Raw genomic sequence first — 16,598 nt, 5'->3', positions numbered from 1 at the left:
GAGGCTGCTAGCTGAAACTGTCCAACTTTTCGGGGGCAGTCCACAAGTGTGGGAGCGGGCTTGCTCGCGATGGGGCCGGAAAGATCAGCCGAAAAATTCGATCAGGCCCTGATAGCACGTCGCCAAATGGTAGGGCGTAGTCGACGGCATATCCCGCCGGCTTACCTCACCCTTGGCATCCAGGCACTCATTCCAGCCCTTTGCATGCAGGAAATGCTGCTGCAACGCCAGCAACTGGCGCTCCAGCACCGCCTCGCTGCCTGGCCGCAGCGTCAGCGCGCGCAGATATTCGGCCTGGGCCCAGATCCGCTGGGTGCCGTCGCGCACGCTGCCATCGAGTGCCAGCATCCCGCTGACTGCGCCGCTCACGTTATCCACACCCATCTGCTCGGCATAGGCAAACGCCCGGCTCAGCGAAGCGTGCAGGGGCGTGCCGCGCAGCACAGGCGAGGACTCCAGCAGGAAGAACCACTCGAACTGGTGCCCCGGCTCGAACCAGTTATCCACAGCACCCAGGGGCTTTTCCATCATCACGCCGTGCTGACGGTCGATAAAGCGTTGCTGCATGGCCGTCGCCAGTGCCAGCAGGGCCTGTTGCACCGCAGGGTCTTCACGTACCGCGAGGGTGGCGAGGAAACCTTCGGCCAGATGCATCAGCGGGTTTTGCAGCGGGCCGGACTTGAGGGACGACCAGTTGCGCTCCAATACGGCCTCATACAAGCCGTCGCCCGTGGCAAAGCGCTCGGCGACCACTTCCAGGGCGGCGTTGAGCACCGACTCCACCAGCGGCTCGCGGACCTTGGCCCAGTAATGGGCGCAGGCGAAGATGATAAACGCGTGGGTATACAGGTCTTTGCGCTTGTCCAGCGGCTTGCCGTGGGGGTCGATGCTGTAGAACCAGCCACCGTGCTCGGCGTCGTGGAAGTGCCGTTGCAGCGAGCGGAACAACGCCGCTGCACGTTCTTGCGCAAAGTCCTTGCCGGGCTCGCCGATCAGGCTGGCAAACACATACAGCTGCCGGGCGCAGGCCATGGCGCGGTAGCGCTGCGGGGCCAATGGCTGGTGATCGGCATCCAGTGCTTCATAGGGCAACGCCAACTCGGCATTCCAGCCTGGGCCCTGCCAGAGCGGCACGATCAGGTCGTTGAAGTGCGTGAGCACAGCGTTCAGTTGAGGCTTGTTGGCAGAGCTTGGAGCGATGGGCATCGGCTGGCGTCGTCACGGCAGGGGTGTTTGCCGCGCATGGTAGCAGGCTTGGGGGCAGCGGTGGTTTTGCTACCGCTTTCGCGAGCAAGCCCGCTCCCACATTTGACCGGGTTCCATCGTTGGAATGCGGTCAAATGTGGGAGCGGGCTTGCTCGCGAAGAGGCCCTCAACAGCGCTGCATCACTCAGCCCGCCAGCAACCAACCCCCAGTCGCCGCCGAAGCCGCCCCTGCCACCCGCACCAGCGGCGCCGCCGCAGCCGGCAGAAAGCGCACCACTGCATAACCCGCCGCGTGCAGCACAGCCGTCGCCCCCACGAACCCGGCTGCATACGCCCACGGGCTGGTCATATCCGGCAGTTCCAGGCCGTGAGCCACGCCGTGGAACAGGGCAAACACGGCTGTTGCAGCTACCGCCACCGCCACCGGCGGACGAATCGCCAAAGCCACCGCCAGGCCCAGGGCCAGTACCGACGCGGCAATCCCGCTTTCCAGGGCCGGCAAGGCCAACCCTTCAAAACCGAGCACGCCACCGAGCAGCATGGTGCCGACAAAGGTGCAAGGCAGGGCCCAGCGCGCCGCGCCTTGTTGCTGCGCCGCCCACAGGCCGACGGCCAGCATCGCCAGCAAATGGTCGAGGCCGCCGAGGGGATGGCTGATGCCGGCTACCAGACCATTGTCGCCGTGACCCGGATGGGCAAAGGCCAGGGCCGGGACCAGTAGCAGGGCGAGGGTGGCAAACAGTTTGTTGAGGCTCATAAGACAGCTCCTTGATAAGAGGGATCAGGCTGCGGTCAGCAGGCCCTGGCGTTCGATAAAGGCGACGATTTCGTCGAGGCCGACGCCGGTTTTCTGGTTGCTGAACACAAAGGGTTTGCCATTGCGCATGCGCTGGGTGTCGCTGTTCATCAGCTCCAGCGAGGCCCCGACCAGTGGCGCCAGGTCGATCTTGTTGATCACCAGCAGGTCGGACTTGCAGATTCCCGGTCCACCTTTGCGCGGCAGTTTGTCGCCGGCTGATACATCGATCACATAGATGGTCAGGTCCGACAGTTCGGGGCTGAAGGTGGCCGAGAGGTTGTCGCCGCCCGACTCCACCAGGATCAGGTCGAGGCCGGGAAAGCGTCGGTTCAGTTGATCAACCGCTTCGAGATTGATCGATGCATCTTCACGGATCGCCGTGTGCGGGCAGCCGCCGGTTTCCACGCCAATGATCCGCTCGGGCGCCAGGGCCTGGTTGCGCACCAGAAAGTCGGCGTCTTCGCGGGTGTAGATGTCGTTGGTGACCACCGCCAGGTTGTAGCGATCACGCAGGGCCAGGCACAGCGCCAGGGTCAAGGCGGTCTTGCCGGAGCCAACGGGGCCGCCGATACCGACGCGCAGGGGTTGTGTGTTCATGGGGCTCTCCTAGGAACGGAACAGGCGGCTGTACTGGCGCTCGTGGGCCATGCATGCCAGGGACAGGCCGAATGCGGCGCTGCCAAAATGATGAGGGTCGCGCTGGCTGGCGTCCTGCTGGGCCTGTTGCAGCAGGGGCAGCAGTTCGCTGGTCAGGCGTTGGGCGGCTTGCTGGCCCAGGGGCAGGGTTTTCATCAGCACGGCCAATTGGTTTTCCAGCCAGCTCCAGAGCCAGGCGGCCAGGGCATCGTCGGGGCTGATCGTCCAGGCGCGAGCCGCGAGCGCCCAGCCCAGGGCCAAATGCGGCTCGCGGGTTGCCGTAAGAAAATCGCGGGCGGCTTCATCCAGCTCCGGCAAGCCATTGAGCAGTTGTTGCAAGGAATAGCCCATCTGCCGGCTCTCCTGGAACAACTCACGGGTTTCGCGGCTGGCGCGATGCTCCTCGCAGAGTTGGCGCAGGCGCGCCCAGTCCTGGGCTGCGGCGGCCTGGCAATGGGCGAGCAGCAACGGCGCTTCGAAGCGCGCCAGGTTGAGCAGCAACTGGTCGCTGATCCAGCGTCGGGCGCTGTCGGCATCACTGACACGGGCATTCTCCACGGCCATTTCCAGGCCCTGTGAATAGCTGTAGCCGCCAATCGGCAATTGCGGACTGGCCAGGCGCAACAGCGCCCAGGCCGGGTTCACAGGCGCACGCCGAACTGATGCAGTTTGGGTGGGTAGTTGAAGTCTTCATCACCATGGCGCGAGTGATGATGACCGCCACCATAGGCGCCGTGTTCTGGCTGGAACGGTGCTTCGAGGGTTTCGGTATGGGCGCCCAATTGCTCCAGCATGGCCTTGAGCACGTAGTCATCGAGCAGGCGCAGCCAGCCGTCTCCCACTTGCAGGGCCACGTGGCGGTTGCCCAGGTGATAAGCCGCGCGGGTCAGTTCGAAGGCGCTGCTGCAGGTGACATGCAGCAGTTGTTCAGGGCGAGCGCAGACGCGTACGACACGTCCGTCTTCAGCCTGTAGGAATTCTCCGTCATGCAGCGGCGGCTGGCCACGCTCCAGAAACAGGCCGACGTCTTCTCCCTCGGCACTGAAACAGCGCAGGCGGCTTTTGCTGCGAGCTTCGAAGTTCAGCAACAACTCTGCGGCCCAGACGGGTTGGGGGGCGATTCGGCGGTGGATCACCAGCATCAGGAAGCTTCCAGCTATGAGCGATAAACAGGCTAGAGCAAGGGGCTTGCCAATCTGGCTGGATGTGGGAAAACGACGTAGGAATCGAGTGTCTGCCACTCATTGGGGCAACAGGTTGCGCGAGGCATGACTCATTTTGGTGCGCGGTAGCGGCTTTTGGCGCCGAAGTTGTGCAGTTGGTTACGGGCTTCAGGGGCTTTGGGATGTGTCTTACAACGATCTGAGAGTTTCCGTTCATCTCGTTCTACGTCGTTTCACTAGGATTTCGCCCCTGTTTAATCCATCGCGACGTTCATCATGTTCAAGTCATTTTTAGGTGTAGTTATTGTCGGCCTGTTTGCGCTGACGTCATCGTCCTGGGCCAACGTCAGTAAACGCGGTACGTCACTGGCCTCGTTCAGTTCCGTGCCCAGGCCTGCCATCGACAACGTTGTCGACCGCGCCTATGAATTGTTGGGCAAGCCTTACAAATTGGGAGGGGCATCGGTGGATCAGGGGTTCGATTGCAGCGGTCTGTTGGTCTATCTGTTCAAGACCCAAGCCAATATTGTTATCCCGCGCACCACCTCGGCGATGCACCGCTCAACGGCGGCAACGATCAAGCGCGATGCGCTGCAACCCGGCGATGCGGTGTTTTTCAGGGGCAATGGCAGCGGCCAGGTTGGCCATGTCGGCTTGTACATCGGCGAAGGCAAATTCATTCATTCACCGCGCCCGGGCAAAAGCATCCGCATTGATTCGCTGGCCAACACCTACTGGAAGAAGAACTACACCACCGCCAAACGCTTCTACGCGGTGCGTTGATCGCTCTATTCGGTGCTGCCCAGGCCTTGCCAGTGCTTGAGACCGATAAAGATAAAGCGCAGTTGCTGGGTGATCTTGGCCTGGGGTGTGAGGTGTGCCGGCAGGGCGGCGGCGGGCGGGTCGATGATGTCGGGCAGGGTGGCGAACACGCTCTTGACGATCAGGTCGGCCATCACATGCAGACCCTCGGCATCCAGGTGCTGGAGTTTGGGCATCAGCGTCAGGTCGGCCGCCAGGTCCGAGGTGATGTCTTCACGCAAGGCGCCGATGGCTTGGCGCACGGCCAGGCAACCGCCGTATTGCTCGCGGGCGAGGAATAAAAACTGTGAACGGTTGGCCGCGACCACATCGAGAAAGATCCGCACCGAGGCATCGATGATGCCGCCCATGACGAATTCGTTGTGGCGTACCAGGCGGATGGTGGCACGGAAGGTTTGGCCGACCTCACTGACGAGCACCAGGCCCAGTTGGTCCATATCGGCAAAGTGACGGTAGAAACCGGTCGGCACGATGCCAGCGCTCTTGGCCACTTCCCGCAGGCTCAGGCTGCCAAACCCTCGTCCACCCTCCATCAGATGGCGGGCTGCGTCCATCAAGGCAAGGCGGGTCTGTTGCTTCTGTTCGGCGCGGGGGAGCATGGGCGGGTGGGCTTTGTAGGCAAGGACAGCGACGCACTCTAGCAAATCAACTTTACCGGCGTCGAACTTCAAGCGAGACAAGGGTGTTGCGGGTCACACAAAGTCAAAGCCCGATCGCAGGGGATCGGGCTTTTTTCAGGGCCAGCACAGGCTTAGCTCGTAGCTTTATGCATTTCAGCCAGACGGTCGGAACCGCCTTCAGCTACGGCGTTACGTTCTTGCAGACGGTCAGAACCACCTTCAACCAGACCTTTCTGTTCCAGGCGATCGCGGCCGCCTTCAGCTACGGCATTGCGTTCTTGCAGACGATCCGAGCCACCTTCGACCAGACCTTTCTGTTCCAGGCGATCGCGGCCGCCTTCAGCTACGGCATTGCGTTCTTGCAGGCGATCCGAGCCACCTTCGACCAGGCCTTTCTGTTCCAGGCGATCGCGGCCACCTTCGGCAACGGTCTGGCTGATGTGTACAGCGTCAGATTTGACTTGTGGGATGGCTTGTTCTGCAGCTGGCAGGGCGAAAGCGCTGGTGGCCAGGACAGAGAGTGCAACACTGAGCAGTAATTGGCGTTTCATGATGAGTTGCTCCTTGGGAGGGCGATAAAGTGGGTACAGGGCTAATGCTACTCTCGATAACTCGATATAAAAGTTCATAAACACAATGGTAATAATCAACAGAATTGATTGTTCTACGCGATGGCTCTAGAACGCGCGTCTCAAGCACGCGCTTTTGCACCGATGTGGGTATTTTCGACACGGGCGTGGGTAACAACGGTGCGCCGTTGATGAGAGAAGCTGTCGGATTAGTCAGAAAAAGCGCTTTTCGCCGCTAATTCCACTCTGCGGTTAAACCCCCAGGCCATTTGCCAGTCGTAGCCATATAAGCTTTAGTCCTTGCGCGCGTTGCCACTGGCACGCGCAGTCGTAATCAGGAGCCCTGTGCAATGACGCGCACTCGTAAAATTCTCGCCTGGAGCAGTGCTTGCTTCGTTCTGTTAATCGCCGCCGTCGTGCTGATCCTGGTGTTCTTCGACTGGAACCGGATCAAGCCGCAACTCAATGCCAAAGTCTCCGAAGAGCTGCATCGCACCTTTGCCATTAATGGCAACCTGGCCGTGGTCTGGCAGCGCGAGCCGGACGAGGGCGGTTGGCGGGCCTGGGTGCCGTGGCCCCATGTGGTGGCCGAGGACCTGAGCCTGGGCAACCCCGAGTGGTCGAAAAAACCGCAGATGGTCAGCCTCAAGCGTGTCGAATTGCGTATCTCGCCGTTGGCCTTGCTGGCCCAGCGCGTGGTGATTCCGCGTATCGACCTGACCGAACCGAGCGCCGAGTTGCAGCGCCTGGCCGATGGCCGCGCCAACTGGGTATTCAAATTTGATCCCAAGGACCCGAATGCCGAACCGTCCAGCTGGGTGGTGGATATCGGCGCTATCGGCTTCGACAAGGGCCACGTGACCCTCGACGACCAGACGCTCAAGACCCGCCTGGATGTGCTGATCGACCCGCTGGGCAAGCCGGTTGCGTTCAGTGAAATAGTCGGTGAGCGCGACGCAAAAAAGGCCCTGGAGAAGGGCTCTGCCCCCCAGGACTACGCTTTCGGCCTCAAGGTCAGCGGTCAGTACCACGGCCAGAAACTCGCCGGCAGCGGCAAGATCGGCGGGTTGCTGGCCCTGCAGGACGCCGCTAAGCCATTCCCCCTGCAAGCCCAGGCCAGGATCGGTGACACCAGCATCGCCCTGGCCGGCACCCTGACCGACCCGCTGAACCTCGGCGCCCTGGATTTGCGCCTGAAACTGTCCGGTACCAGCCTGGGCAACCTTTACCCGCTGACTGGCGTGACTCTGCCGGACTCACCGGCCTATTCCACCGATGGTCGCTTGATCGCCAAATTGCATGAAGCCGGCGGCGCGTCGTTCCGTTATGAAAACTTCAACGGCAAGATCGGCAACAGCGATATCCATGGCAACCTGGCCTACGTCGCCAGCCAGCCGCGGCCCAAGCTCAGTGGTGCGCTGGTCTCCAATCAACTGTTACTGGCCGACCTGGCGCCGCTGATCGGTGCTGACTCCAACGCCAAGCAAAAGGCCCGTGGCGGTGAAAGCAAGCAACCGGCGACCAAGGTGCTGCCGGTCGAGGAGTTTCGCACCGAGCGCTGGCGCGATATGGACGCGGATGTCGAGTTCACGGGCAAACGCATTGTCCACAGCGCCGAATTGCCGTTCACCGACCTCTACACACACTTGGTGCTGACCGACGGCCAATTGAGCCTGGAACCCCTGCGCTTTGGCGTGGCGGGAGGCAAGCTCAGCGCGCAAATCCGCCTCAATGGCCGCATCACTCCGCTGGAGGGCCGGGCGAAGTTGACGGCGCGCAACTTCAAGCTCAAGCAGTTGTTCCCCACCTTTGAACCGATGAAAACCAGCTTCGGCGAACTCAACGGCGATGCCGACATCGCCGGGCGTGGCAACTCGGTGGCGGCGCTCTTGGGCAGTGCCAATGGCGATCTGAAAATGCTCATCAACGACGGCGCGATCAGCCGTGGCCTGATGGAAATTGCCGGGCTGAACGTGGGCAACTATGTGGTCGGCAAGATGTTTGGCGACAAGGAAGTGAAGATCAACTGCGCGGCGGCGGACTTCGGCATCAAGACCGGCCTGGCCACCAGTCGGCTGTTTGTGTTCGATACCGAGAACGCGATCATCTACATCGATGGCACCGCGAACATGGCCAGCGAACAACTGGACCTGACGATTACCCCGGAGTCCAAGGGTTTCCGCCTGTTCTCGCTGCGCTCGCCGCTGTACGTCAACGGGCCGTTTATCAAGCCCAATGCAGGGGTCAAGGCGGTGCCGTTAATGCTGCGGGGTGCAGGGATGGTGGCGTTGGGGGTGATTGTCGGGCCTGCGGCGGGATTGTTGGCGCTGGTGGCACCGAGCGGTGATGTGCCGAACCAGTGTGTGCCGCTGTTGCAGCAGATGAAGGAAGGCAAGGCGCCGAAGACGGTGAAGGGCTGACTGACGAGCCCGAAACCAAAATGTGAGTGCTACGCGGCGCAAAAAGTTTTATCGGATGTAGCCGGGTGTCATATCGATTGCCGCAGGGCTGGTCTAGGATCTGCTCAATCGCCTTTTTGACGGACGTTCGCCCCATGCCGCAGTCATTGGCTACACGTTATCCCCTGGTCCTGGTGCCGGGCATGCTCGGGTTTGTGCGGCTGGTGCTGTACCCGTATTGGTACGGGATCGTCCCGGCATTGCGTGCCGGCGGGGCGCAGGTGTTTGCGGTGCAGGTGGCGCCGCTCAACGCCAGTGAGGTGCGCGGCGAGCAGTTGCTGGTGCAGATCGAACAGATACGCCGCCAGACCGGCGCCGATAAGGTCAACCTGATCGGTCACAGCCAGGGTTCGCTCACCGCCCGTTACGCAGCGGCTAAACGCCCGGAGTGGGTGGCCTCGGTCACGTCGGTGGCCGGGCCCAATCACGGTTCTGAACTGGCGGACTACTTGCACAGCCACTACCCGGCCGATAGCGCCAAGGGGCGGATCATGAGTGCGTTGTTGCGCCTGGTGGGCGTGGTGATGGGGCTGCTCGAAACCGGCTATCGCGGCCCGCGTTTTGCGGCGGATATCCACGCCTCTCATCAGTCACTGACCAGTGAGGGTGTGGCGCTGTTCAATCGCCAGTACCCCCAGGGCTTGCCCGATACCTGGGGCGGGCAGGGCGCCGAGGAAGTGAACGGTGTGCGGTATTACTCCTGGTCCGGCACCTTGCAGCCGGGCAAGACTGATCGCGGGCGCAACCTGCTGGACGGTACAAACCGCAGTTGCCGGCTGTTTGCGCGCACCTTCGTCAAGGAGAAAGGCCAGTGCGATGGCATGGTCGGGCGCTACAGCTCGCACCTGGGCACGGTGATTGGTGATGACTATGCGCTGGACCATTTCGATATCGTCAACCAGTCGCTGGGCCTGGTGGGCAAGGGCGCCGAGCCGATTCGCCTGTTTGTCGAGCATGCGCAGCGGTTGAAGGCAGCCGGGATTTAGCGCCTTACCGGCGTCGTCCAGCGCTCCGACAAAATCACCCCACCCAACGTCAGCACGCCCCCGACCAGGTGATACAGCGCCAACTGCTCCTTGAGCACCACCGCGGCAATCAGCGCGGTGATCAACGGCAGCAAATTGAAAAACAGCGTGGTGCGGCTCGGCCCCAGGTTTTTCACCGAATGCATCCACGCAAGTGGCGCGATCATCGACGCCAGCAGGCAGGCATACACCACCAGGCCAATATTCGAGGGGCCCAGGCCGACCTTGTCCGACGCCAGGAACAGCGGAAACAGCACCACCACCGCCACCAGTACCTGCAAATACAACAACACCAGGGGCGGCAGGCGCAGTTGCCATTTTTTCAGCAGGGTGCTGTAGATCGCATAGGCCAGCGTGGCCACCAGCATCATCGCGTCGCCCAGGTTCACCCCGTGTTGCAGCAGCGCGCCGAGGCTGCCGGACGATACCACCACCGCAACCCCGGCAAACGACAGGACTGCACCGGTCAAGGCGCCGAAGGTCAGGCGCTGGCCGAGACTGATAATGGCGGCGGTCAGGGCCATCAACGGCATCAGCGACAGGATGATCCCCATATTGGTGGCGCTGGTCAGGCTCGCCGCGTAGTACGCCAGGCTCTGGTAGACCGCCATGCCGAGCACACCGAGGATGACGATTTTGCCCAGGTTGGGGCGGATCAGCGCCCAGTTGGCAATGACCGGCTTGAGCATGAACGGGGTAAACAGGATGGCCGCCAGCAGCCAGCGATAAAAGCCGATCTCGGCCGGGAATATCGAGCCCACGGCGAGTTTGTTGACCACGGTATTGCCAGCCCAGATAAAAATGGCCAGCAGCGGATAAGCGTATTGCATCGCAAGGAACCAGGAACGTTAGTGAGGCTTGATTATCCTTTGTCTGGATCGAAGCCTATACTTCGATCCAGACAAGCCGCCTTTGTATCCAGACAACATGTCCAGAACCTACATCAACTTGCCCGATTTCGACGTACTGCCGGCCCCGGTGTACTTTCGCTATTCGGAGTTTGCCGCCGACAGCCATGCTTCCAGCCATCAACATGCATGGGGTTCCCTGGATTACTCGGCCCGTGGCGTGATGCGCTTTGAGGTGGGCGGCAACCGGTTTATGTCGCCGCCGCAATACGCGGTGTGGATCCCGCCCAACACCCAGCACAGCTCCTACAACGCCCAGGCGATTGTCTACCGCTCGGTGTACCTGGCGCCGTCCTTGTGCGAGCAATTGCCTGCGCAGCCCTGCACCCTGACCATCAGCGACATCCTCAAGGCCATCCTCAGTGACTTTGCCGAGCGCGACGTCAACATCCCCGCCAACGAGGCCGACGTGCGCCTGGCCCAGGTGCTGGTGGATCAACTGCGCCAGGCGCCGGTGCATGATTGTTTCCTGCCCTATGCCAGTAGCCCCGGCCTGCTCAGCGTGCTCGAAGGCATGCAGGTGGACCCTGGCGACAGCCGCGCGTTGGCGCAGTGGGCGCAGCAGGTGCATGTCAGCGAGCGCACCCTGGCCCGGCAATTTGTGCGTGAACTGGGCATGAGTTTTGGTGAGTGGCGCCAGCGCCTGCGTTTTCTGGCGGCCATTGAGGCGCTGGAAAGCAGCCGCAGTGTGCAGGAAGTAGCGTTTGACCTGGGCTACAGCACCGCCTCGGCGTTTATTGCGATGTTCCAGCGCCAGGCCGGCAGTACGCCGGAGCAGTATCGACGGACGAACCTACGTAGTAGGTGAAGGTGTAACAGGCTTTGTCTACACTGCAGGGGAGGCCGCGCCCCTCGGCGTGGTAACAGGGAGAAAACTCCATGAAGATGTTGCGTATTCCGTTGTTGATGATCGGTCTGCTGCTCTGTTCCCAAGGGTTTGCGGCCACTGCCCAGCAAAACAAAATGACCACCTGCAACGCCGAAGCTTCCACCAAGACCTTGAAGGGCGATGATCGCAAGGCCTTCATGAAAACCTGCCTCTCGGCCCCGGCCGCCAATGACGCCAAGACCCTGACCCCGCAGCAGCAAAAGATGAAGGACTGCAACGCGTCGGCCAAAACCAAGGCGCTGGCTGGCGATGCGCGTAAAACCTTTATGAGCACCTGCCTGAAGAATTAATAGCCCCGGACTACCTAAGGCTGCGACACTCGCACAGCCCTTACACCTGTAGGAGCGAGCTTGCTCGCGAAGAACGTGAACGGTATCGCGCGCATCTTGACTGCACGCGTTGCCCATGAGTTTTTCGCGGGCATTGCCCTAATGCCAGTCAGTTAAGGCTTTTTTGTAGGAGCGAGCAAGCTCGCTCCTACAGAAGGCGATGACTGCTTAACTGACTGGCATTAGGGCAAGCCCGCTCCTACACGTCCTTTAACGCCGTTCGTTTAGAGGCTGTATGCCAACGTTTTCTCAGCGTCATGTGTTGTTGCTGGCCAGCTACATCATCATTTTCGGCGGATTGTTGCTGGTATTGCCGTTAAAACTGCTGCCCAGCCTGTTGGCTGGCTTGCTTGTCTTCGAACTGGTCAACATGCTCACCCCGCAGTTGCAACGGTTGATCGAAGGCCGGCGCGCACGCTGGTTGGCCGTGGCCTTGCTCGGCACGGTTATTGTCAGCGTACTGACTCTAATTTTTGCCGGCGCCATCAGCTTCCTGCTGCACGAAGCGGAAAACCCCGGGGCTTCCCTGGATAAATTCATGGGCGTGGTGGACCGCGCACGCGGCCAGTTGCCGCCGTTCCTCGACGCCTACCTGCCGGCCAGCGCCGCCGAGTTTCGCGTAGCCATTGGCGATTGGTTGAGCAAGCACCTGAGCGATTTGCAACTGGTCGGCAAAGACGCCGCCCACATGTTCGTGACCCTGCTGATCGGCATGGTCCTGGGCGCCATCATCGCCTTGCAACGGGTCCCCGACCTGACCAAGCGCAAACCCCTGGCCGCCGCGCTGTTCGACCGCCTGCACCTGCTGGTCCAGGCCTTTCGCAACATTGTCTTCGCGCAAATCAAAATCGCTGCGCTCAACACTGTCTTCACCGGGATATTCCTCGCGGTGGTGCTGCCGCTGTGCGGGATCCACCTGCCGCTGACCAAGACCCTGATCGTCCTGACCTTCCTGCTGGGCCTGCTGCCGGTAATCGGCAACCTGATGTCCAACACCCTGATCACCATCGTCGCCCTGTCGCTGTCGATCTGGGTCGCGGTGGCGGCGCTGGGGTATCTGATCGTGATCCACAAGGTCGAGTACTTTCTCAACGCGCGCATCGTCGGCGGGCAGATCAGTGCCAAATCGTGGGAGTTGCTGTTGGCGATGTTGGTGTTCGAAGCCGCATTCGGCCTGCCGGGAGTGGTGGCGGGGCCGATCTACTATGCGTATTTGAAGAGTGAGTTGAAGTTGGGTGGGATGGTCTAAAACTTGAGGGTGTTTGGACTGGCCCTTTCGCGAGCAAGCCCGCTCCCACATTTGGACCGAGTTCCACCTTGGGAATGCAGTCTAAATGTGGGAGCGGGCTTGCTCGCGAAGGCCGCGCCACGGTCTTGGCTAAAGCTCAATAGCCATAGCGCTTACTGGCCTCAATCGCCAACCCACTGCCGATGCTGCCAAAGATATTCCCTTCTACGTGCCGCGCATTGGGCAGCATCGCCGAAACACTCTGGCGCAGGGCCGGGATGCCGCTGGAACCGCCGGTGAAGAACACCGTGTCGACCTGGGCCACGTCCACCGAGGCGTCGTCGAGCAGTTGGGTCACGCTGTTGCGCACCCGTTCCAGCAGGTTGTCGATGGACGACTCGAACAGGGCGCGGCTCAGTTCCACGCTCAGGCCCGCCTCGACCCGATCCAGCGGCACATGGCGGCTGGCGTCGTGGGTGAGGTGGATCTTGGTTTCTTCCACTTCCATGGCCAGCCAGTGCCCGGCGCGCTGTTCGATCAGCTTGAACAACCGGTCGATGCCGCCGGTGTCTTCGATGTCGTAGCGCATGCTGCCCAACGCAATCTGGGACTTTTGCGAGTACACCGAGTTGATCGTGTGCCAGGTGGCCAGGTTCATATGGTGGCTGGTGGGCATGTAGGCGCCGCTTTTCATGCGGCTGCCGTAGCCGAACAGCGGCATCATGCCGGCCAGCGAGAGCTGTTTGTCGAAGTCGGTACCGCCGATGTGCACACCGCCGGTGGCGAGAATGTCGTCGTGGCGGTTGTCGTGCTTGCGCCGCTCAGGCGACAGGCGCACCAGGGAGAAGTCGGAGGTGCCGCCGCCGATATCGACGATCAGTACCAACTCTTCTTTTTCAATGGTGGACTCGTAGTCGAAGGCCGCGGCGATCGGTTCGTACTGGAACGAGACTTCCTTGAAGCCAAGCTTGCGGGCCACGTCCACCAGGGTGTCTTCGGCCTCTTTGTCGGCCATCGGGTCGTCATCGACGAAAAATACCGGGCGGCCCAGTACCACTTCTTCGAACTCACGGCCGGCGGTGGCTTCGGCGCGGTTCTTGAGCTGGCCGATAAACAGGCCCAGCAGGTCCTTGAACGGCATGGCCGTGCCCAACACGCTGGTGTCGTGTTTGATCAGCTTGGAGCCCAAAAGGCTCTTGAGCGAGCGCATCAGGCGGCCTTCGTAGCCTTCCAGGTACTCGTGCAGCGCCAGGCGGCCGTACACCGGGCGGCGTTCTTCGAAGTTGAAGAACACCACCGACGGCAGGGTAATCTTGTCGTCCTCCAGCGCGATAAGCGTTTCCATGCCGGGACGGATCCAGCCGACAGTGGAGTTGGACGTGCCGAAGTCGATGCCGCAGGCACGGGCTGGGGAGGTGTTGTTCATGTCTAACAGGTTCCGGTTAAAAAACGGCCGCGCAGTGTATGTCACTCGCGTGCAGATGCGTAGGCCGACTATCCGCTAAATACAGCAGACTTGTTACCTTGAAAGGTCGGCTCTTTGCCCCCAACTCCTGTGCATACGGTTGGTGGCTGTCGAAAGGATCAAGTTTGTCCTGCAAGCCGCCGATAATTTTCTGACGCACCTCGAACCGCCCCGCAATGCCCAGGCAGGCAGGGCGCGACTGTGCGATCTCGATAACGGATGGTGATGCCCCCATGGATTTCAAAGACTATTACAAGATTCTTGGTGTCGAGCCGACGGCCGATGACAAGCAGATCAAGGCCGCTTATCGCAAGCTGGCCCGTAAGTATCATCCCGACGTCAGCAAGGAAAAGGACGCGGAAGAGAAGTTCAAGGATGCCTCGGAAGCCTATGAAGCGCTGAAAAGTGCGGACAAGCGCGCCGAGTACGACGAATTGCGCCGCTATGGCCAGCATGGTCAACCGTTCCAGGGGCCGCCAGGCTGGCAGAGCCGTGGCGGGTTTGGCGGTGGCCAGGACAGCGGTGAGTTCTCTGACTTTTTCAGCTCGATCTTCGGCTCCCGTGGCGACGGCTTTGGTGGCGGTCAGCGCCGTCCTACAGGGCGTAAAGGCCAGGACGTGGAGATGCAGCTGTCGGTGTTCCTTGAGGAGACACTCTCTACCGAGTCCAAGCAAATCAGCTTCCAGGTCCCGCAATACGACGCCTCGGGCCGGCACGTCAGCAACACCACCAAGAGCCTGAACGTGAAGATCCCGGACGGTGTAGCCGATGGCGAGCGCATCCGCCTCAAGGGCCAGGGTGCGCCGGGGATTGGCGGTGGGACCAATGGCGACCTGTACCTGATCATCAAGTTTGCGCCGCACCCCAAGTTCGAAGTGGACGGCGAAAACCTGATCATCAACCTGCCCCTGGCGCCATGGGAACTGGCCCTAGGCACGGAAGTGGCGGTGCCGACCCTCACCGGCAAGATCAACCTCAAGGTGCCGGCCGGCAGCCAGAATGGCCAGCGCATGCGCGCCAAGGGCCATGGCTTGCTGAACAAGGCCGGGCAACGCGGGTATCTGTTTGTGCAGCTCAAGGCGGTAATGCCTAAGAGCTGTGACGATGAGGTCAAGGCGTTGTGGCAGGAGCTGGCGAAAAAAGCCGACTTTGATCCACGGGAAACCTGGAGCCGCTAACAGAGGCCTGTGGTGGTTGATGCCTGGGAAATCAGGCAAACCCTGTGGGAGCTGTCGAGCTTCAGCGAGGCTCGACAGCTCCCACATTGGATTTGCGTGGCCTATCGGCGCGGCAGCACCACGGTAAACGTGGTGCCCGCCGCTTCGCTGGAGGCCACTTCAATCGTGCCCCGATGGGCCTGCACCACTTCCTTGACGATAAACAGCCCCAGCCCAAGGCTGGTTGAGGTGCTGCCCAGCTCTTCAGTGGCGCTGCGCACCAGCGGGTCGAATACGGTGCCCAGCGCCGCCTGGGGAATCGGTGTGCCGTAGTTGTGCATGCGCAACTCCACGCTATCAGGCGTGCCGTTGAGGCTCAGGGTCACGGCCTGGCTGTTGAGGCCGTGCTGCAACGCGTTGCCGATCAGGTTCTGCAACAGTTGATCAATCCGCCCGCGATCCCACTGCCCTTGGGCATCCCCGTCGATATGCAAGTGAATCTGGCAGTCCGGATGGCCCGCGCACGCTTCGTCGATGGCTTCCTTTGCCGCCTCGGCCAGGTTCATCGGCTTGGGCTCGATGGGCAGGCTGCTGCCCAGTCGGCTGCGCACAAACTCCAGCAGATCGCTGACCATGGCTGCCATATGCCGGGCGCCACTCTTGATATTACCCACCAGGTCCAGGCCATTGCTGTCCAGCGGGACCTTGCGCAACAACATCTCGGTAGACATCTTCACCGCCTGCAACGGTGCACGCAGGTCGTGGCCGAGGATGGCGAGGAAAATATCCCGCGAGCGATTGACCTGCTCGGCGTAGGCCGCGGTGGACTCGGCCAGGGCTTCGTCGATGGCTTCGTTGAAACGGATCATGTCCTGGAAATACTTAAGGTCCGGCGCCTCCAGGCTCTCGACCCACAGCCGGATCACACAGGCCCGCAGGTGACGGAACTCGGAGGTCATCTGCACCAGGTCAAAACCCACGGTATGGCGCAGCTCGCCATGGCTGGCGGCGGCTTCGTCCAGGCTCGGGGTTTTCTCCGGGCCTTCGCCCTTGGCCTTGGCCGCTTGTTCGCTGGCGCTCTGGCGGGTGTTCATGTCCCGTGCGGCGGCCAGCAGGATCGAGTGCGCGTGGTCGCGCAGTTGCGTGCGGTTCAGGGTTTCGGCGGCCGGGGTCAAGGTTTCGGCAAACTGCTCCCATTCATCGACGATCCGGTCGGCATGCAACGCGATGAATTCGGATAGGCGCATAGCCAGGTTCCCAAGTGCAAGACAGTGAGCAAACGTGGCGCATCGTAGCGCCAACGTCTGCGAGCTTCACTGGCTC

General features: G+C 61.3%; 17 protein-coding genes. 7 read left to right on the top strand and 10 right to left on the bottom strand.

The window, feature by feature from the left end; all coding sequences use genetic code 11:
- Nucleotides 1–84 precede the first annotated feature (84 nt).
- The 5 genes from H097_RS21670 to ureE form a co-directional block, all read right to left on the bottom strand.
- Nucleotides 85–1,206 (bottom strand): AGE family epimerase/isomerase, encoded by a 1,122-nt coding sequence (locus H097_RS21670; protein ID WP_032862399.1) that lies wholly within the window; start codon nt 1,204–1,206, stop codon nt 85–87.
- Between the two features lie 184 nt (nt 1,207–1,390).
- Nucleotides 1,391–1,963 carry a HupE/UreJ family protein gene (locus H097_RS21665; RefSeq protein WP_032862398.1) on the bottom strand — a complete coding sequence of 191 codons (573 nt, stop codon included), beginning with the start codon at nt 1,961–1,963 and terminating at the stop codon, nt 1,391–1,393.
- 24 nt (nt 1,964–1,987) lie between these two features.
- A complete protein-coding gene (ureG, locus tag H097_RS21660; RefSeq protein WP_017849719.1) occupies nt 1,988–2,602 on the bottom strand; it encodes an urease accessory protein UreG in 615 nt (204 codons plus the stop codon).
- A gap of 9 nt (nt 2,603–2,611) precedes the next feature.
- The gene (locus H097_RS21655; RefSeq protein ID WP_032862397.1) at nt 2,612–3,286 is read right to left on the bottom strand and encodes an urease accessory UreF family protein; all 675 of its coding nucleotides are present in this window, start codon (nt 3,284–3,286) and stop codon (nt 2,612–2,614) included.
- The gene (ureE, locus tag H097_RS21650) at nt 3,283–3,783 is read right to left on the bottom strand and encodes an urease accessory protein UreE (RefSeq protein WP_032862396.1); all 501 of its coding nucleotides are present in this window, start codon (nt 3,781–3,783) and stop codon (nt 3,283–3,285) included. Before ureE ends, H097_RS21655 begins: the two co-directional genes overlap by 4 nt.
- A 297-nt stretch (nt 3,784–4,080) precedes the next feature.
- On the opposite strand from ureE, the gene H097_RS21645 reads away from it, so the two are divergent.
- A complete protein-coding gene (locus H097_RS21645) occupies nt 4,081–4,587 on the top strand; it encodes a C40 family peptidase (protein WP_032862395.1) in 507 nt (168 codons plus the stop codon).
- Between the two features lie 5 nt (nt 4,588–4,592).
- Here H097_RS21645 and H097_RS21640 read toward each other — a convergent pair whose 3' ends face one another.
- Together H097_RS21640 and H097_RS27975 are read right to left on the bottom strand one after the other, a co-directional pair.
- Entirely contained in the window at nt 4,593–5,225 is a 633-nt protein-coding gene (locus H097_RS21640) for a TetR family transcriptional regulator (protein ID WP_029300780.1), read from the bottom strand.
- Nucleotides 5,226–5,377: 152 nt separating this feature from the next.
- Nucleotides 5,378–5,797: a hypothetical protein gene (locus H097_RS27975; protein ID WP_082445654.1), complete on the bottom strand. Its 420-nt coding sequence runs from the start codon at nt 5,795–5,797 to the stop codon at nt 5,378–5,380.
- Nucleotides 5,798–6,165: 368 nt separating this feature from the next.
- Between H097_RS27975 and H097_RS21630 the strand changes: the two genes are divergently transcribed.
- Both H097_RS21630 and H097_RS21625 read left to right on the top strand, forming a co-directional pair.
- Nucleotides 6,166–8,235, top strand: a complete 2,070-nt coding sequence (locus H097_RS21630) for an AsmA family protein (RefSeq protein WP_032862393.1) — start codon at nt 6,166–6,168, stop codon at nt 8,233–8,235.
- A gap of 134 nt (nt 8,236–8,369) precedes the next feature.
- Entirely contained in the window at nt 8,370–9,260 is an 891-nt protein-coding gene (locus tag H097_RS21625) for a triacylglycerol lipase (RefSeq protein ID WP_032862392.1), read from the top strand.
- Here H097_RS21625 and H097_RS21620 read toward each other — a convergent pair.
- The gene (locus H097_RS21620) at nt 9,257–10,129 is read right to left on the bottom strand and encodes a DMT family transporter (protein ID WP_032862390.1); all 873 of its coding nucleotides are present in this window, start codon (nt 10,127–10,129) and stop codon (nt 9,257–9,259) included. The genes H097_RS21625 and H097_RS21620 overlap by 4 nt on opposite strands.
- A 97-nt stretch (nt 10,130–10,226) precedes the next feature.
- Between H097_RS21620 and H097_RS21615 the strand changes: the two genes are divergently transcribed.
- The 3 genes from H097_RS21615 to H097_RS21605 all read left to right on the top strand — a co-directional run bounded on the left by H097_RS21615 (nt 10,227) and on the right by H097_RS21605 (nt 12,674).
- Entirely contained in the window at nt 10,227–11,015 is a 789-nt protein-coding gene (locus H097_RS21615; protein ID WP_032862400.1) for a helix-turn-helix transcriptional regulator, read from the top strand.
- Between the two features lie 71 nt (nt 11,016–11,086).
- The gene (locus tag H097_RS21610; protein ID WP_032862388.1) at nt 11,087–11,386 is read left to right on the top strand and encodes a PsiF family protein; all 300 of its coding nucleotides are present in this window, start codon (nt 11,087–11,089) and stop codon (nt 11,384–11,386) included.
- A 274-nt stretch (nt 11,387–11,660) separates the two neighbouring features.
- Entirely contained in the window at nt 11,661–12,674 is a 1,014-nt protein-coding gene (locus tag H097_RS21605) for an AI-2E family transporter (RefSeq protein WP_032862386.1), read from the top strand.
- 136 nt (nt 12,675–12,810) lie between these two features.
- Here the strand turns inward: H097_RS21605 and H097_RS21600 are convergent, their stop codons facing one another.
- Nucleotides 12,811–14,079 carry an Hsp70 family protein gene (locus tag H097_RS21600; RefSeq protein WP_032862385.1) on the bottom strand — a complete coding sequence of 423 codons (1,269 nt, stop codon included), beginning with the start codon at nt 14,077–14,079 and terminating at the stop codon, nt 12,811–12,813.
- A 272-nt stretch (nt 14,080–14,351) separates the two neighbouring features.
- Between H097_RS21600 and H097_RS21590 the strand changes: the two genes are divergently transcribed.
- Nucleotides 14,352–15,296, top strand: a complete 945-nt coding sequence (locus H097_RS21590) for a DnaJ C-terminal domain-containing protein (RefSeq protein ID WP_032862382.1) — start codon at nt 14,352–14,354, stop codon at nt 15,294–15,296.
- Nucleotides 15,297–15,397: 101 nt separating this feature from the next.
- Here the strand turns inward: H097_RS21590 and H097_RS21585 are convergent, their stop codons facing one another.
- Nucleotides 15,398–16,522, bottom strand: coding sequence for a HAMP domain-containing sensor histidine kinase (locus H097_RS21585; protein ID WP_032862380.1), 1,125 nt, complete (start codon nt 16,520–16,522; stop codon nt 15,398–15,400).
- Between the last annotated feature and the right edge of the window lie 76 nt (nt 16,523–16,598).

It is taken from the genome of Pseudomonas sp. FH4 (genome assembly GCF_000510915.2).
Taxonomy (GTDB): Bacteria; Pseudomonadota; Gammaproteobacteria; order Pseudomonadales; family Pseudomonadaceae; genus Aquipseudomonas; species Aquipseudomonas brenneri.
This window is presented reverse-complemented; position numbering and strand designations above follow the sequence as displayed.

Excerpts from the sequence above, each read along its gene's own strand:
- H097_RS21605 (WP_032862386.1), top strand. The coding sequence starts at position 11,661 with ATGCCAACGTTTTCTCAGCGTCATGTGTTGTTGCTGGCCAGCTACATC.
- H097_RS21645 (WP_032862395.1), top strand. The coding sequence starts at position 4,081 with ATGTTCAAGTCATTTTTAGGTGTAGTTATTGTCGGCCTGTTTGCGCTG.
- H097_RS21670 (WP_032862399.1), bottom strand. The coding sequence starts at position 1,206 with ATGCCCATCGCTCCAAGCTCTGCCAACAAGCCTCAACTGAACGCTGTG.
- H097_RS21585 (WP_032862380.1), bottom strand. The coding sequence starts at position 16,522 with ATGCGCCTATCCGAATTCATCGCGTTGCATGCCGACCGGATCGTCGAT.
- ureE (WP_032862396.1), bottom strand. The coding sequence starts at position 3,783 with ATGCTGGTGATCCACCGCCGAATCGCCCCCCAACCCGTCTGGGCCGCA.
- H097_RS21610 (WP_032862388.1), top strand. The coding sequence starts at position 11,087 with ATGAAGATGTTGCGTATTCCGTTGTTGATGATCGGTCTGCTGCTCTGT.
- H097_RS21625 (WP_032862392.1), top strand. The coding sequence starts at position 8,370 with ATGCCGCAGTCATTGGCTACACGTTATCCCCTGGTCCTGGTGCCGGGC.
- H097_RS21665 (WP_032862398.1), bottom strand. The coding sequence starts at position 1,963 with ATGAGCCTCAACAAACTGTTTGCCACCCTCGCCCTGCTACTGGTCCCG.
- H097_RS21590 (WP_032862382.1), top strand. The coding sequence starts at position 14,352 with ATGGATTTCAAAGACTATTACAAGATTCTTGGTGTCGAGCCGACGGCC.
- H097_RS21600 (WP_032862385.1), bottom strand. The coding sequence starts at position 14,079 with ATGAACAACACCTCCCCAGCCCGTGCCTGCGGCATCGACTTCGGCACG.
- H097_RS21630 (WP_032862393.1), top strand. The coding sequence starts at position 6,166 with ATGACGCGCACTCGTAAAATTCTCGCCTGGAGCAGTGCTTGCTTCGTT.
- H097_RS21615 (WP_032862400.1), top strand. The coding sequence starts at position 10,227 with ATGTCCAGAACCTACATCAACTTGCCCGATTTCGACGTACTGCCGGCC.
- ureG (WP_017849719.1), bottom strand. The coding sequence starts at position 2,602 with ATGAACACACAACCCCTGCGCGTCGGTATCGGCGGCCCCGTTGGCTCC.
- H097_RS21620 (WP_032862390.1), bottom strand. The coding sequence starts at position 10,129 with ATGCAATACGCTTATCCGCTGCTGGCCATTTTTATCTGGGCTGGCAAT.
- H097_RS21640 (WP_029300780.1), bottom strand. The coding sequence starts at position 5,225 with ATGCTCCCCCGCGCCGAACAGAAGCAACAGACCCGCCTTGCCTTGATG.
- H097_RS27975 (WP_082445654.1), bottom strand. The coding sequence starts at position 5,797 with ATGAAACGCCAATTACTGCTCAGTGTTGCACTCTCTGTCCTGGCCACC.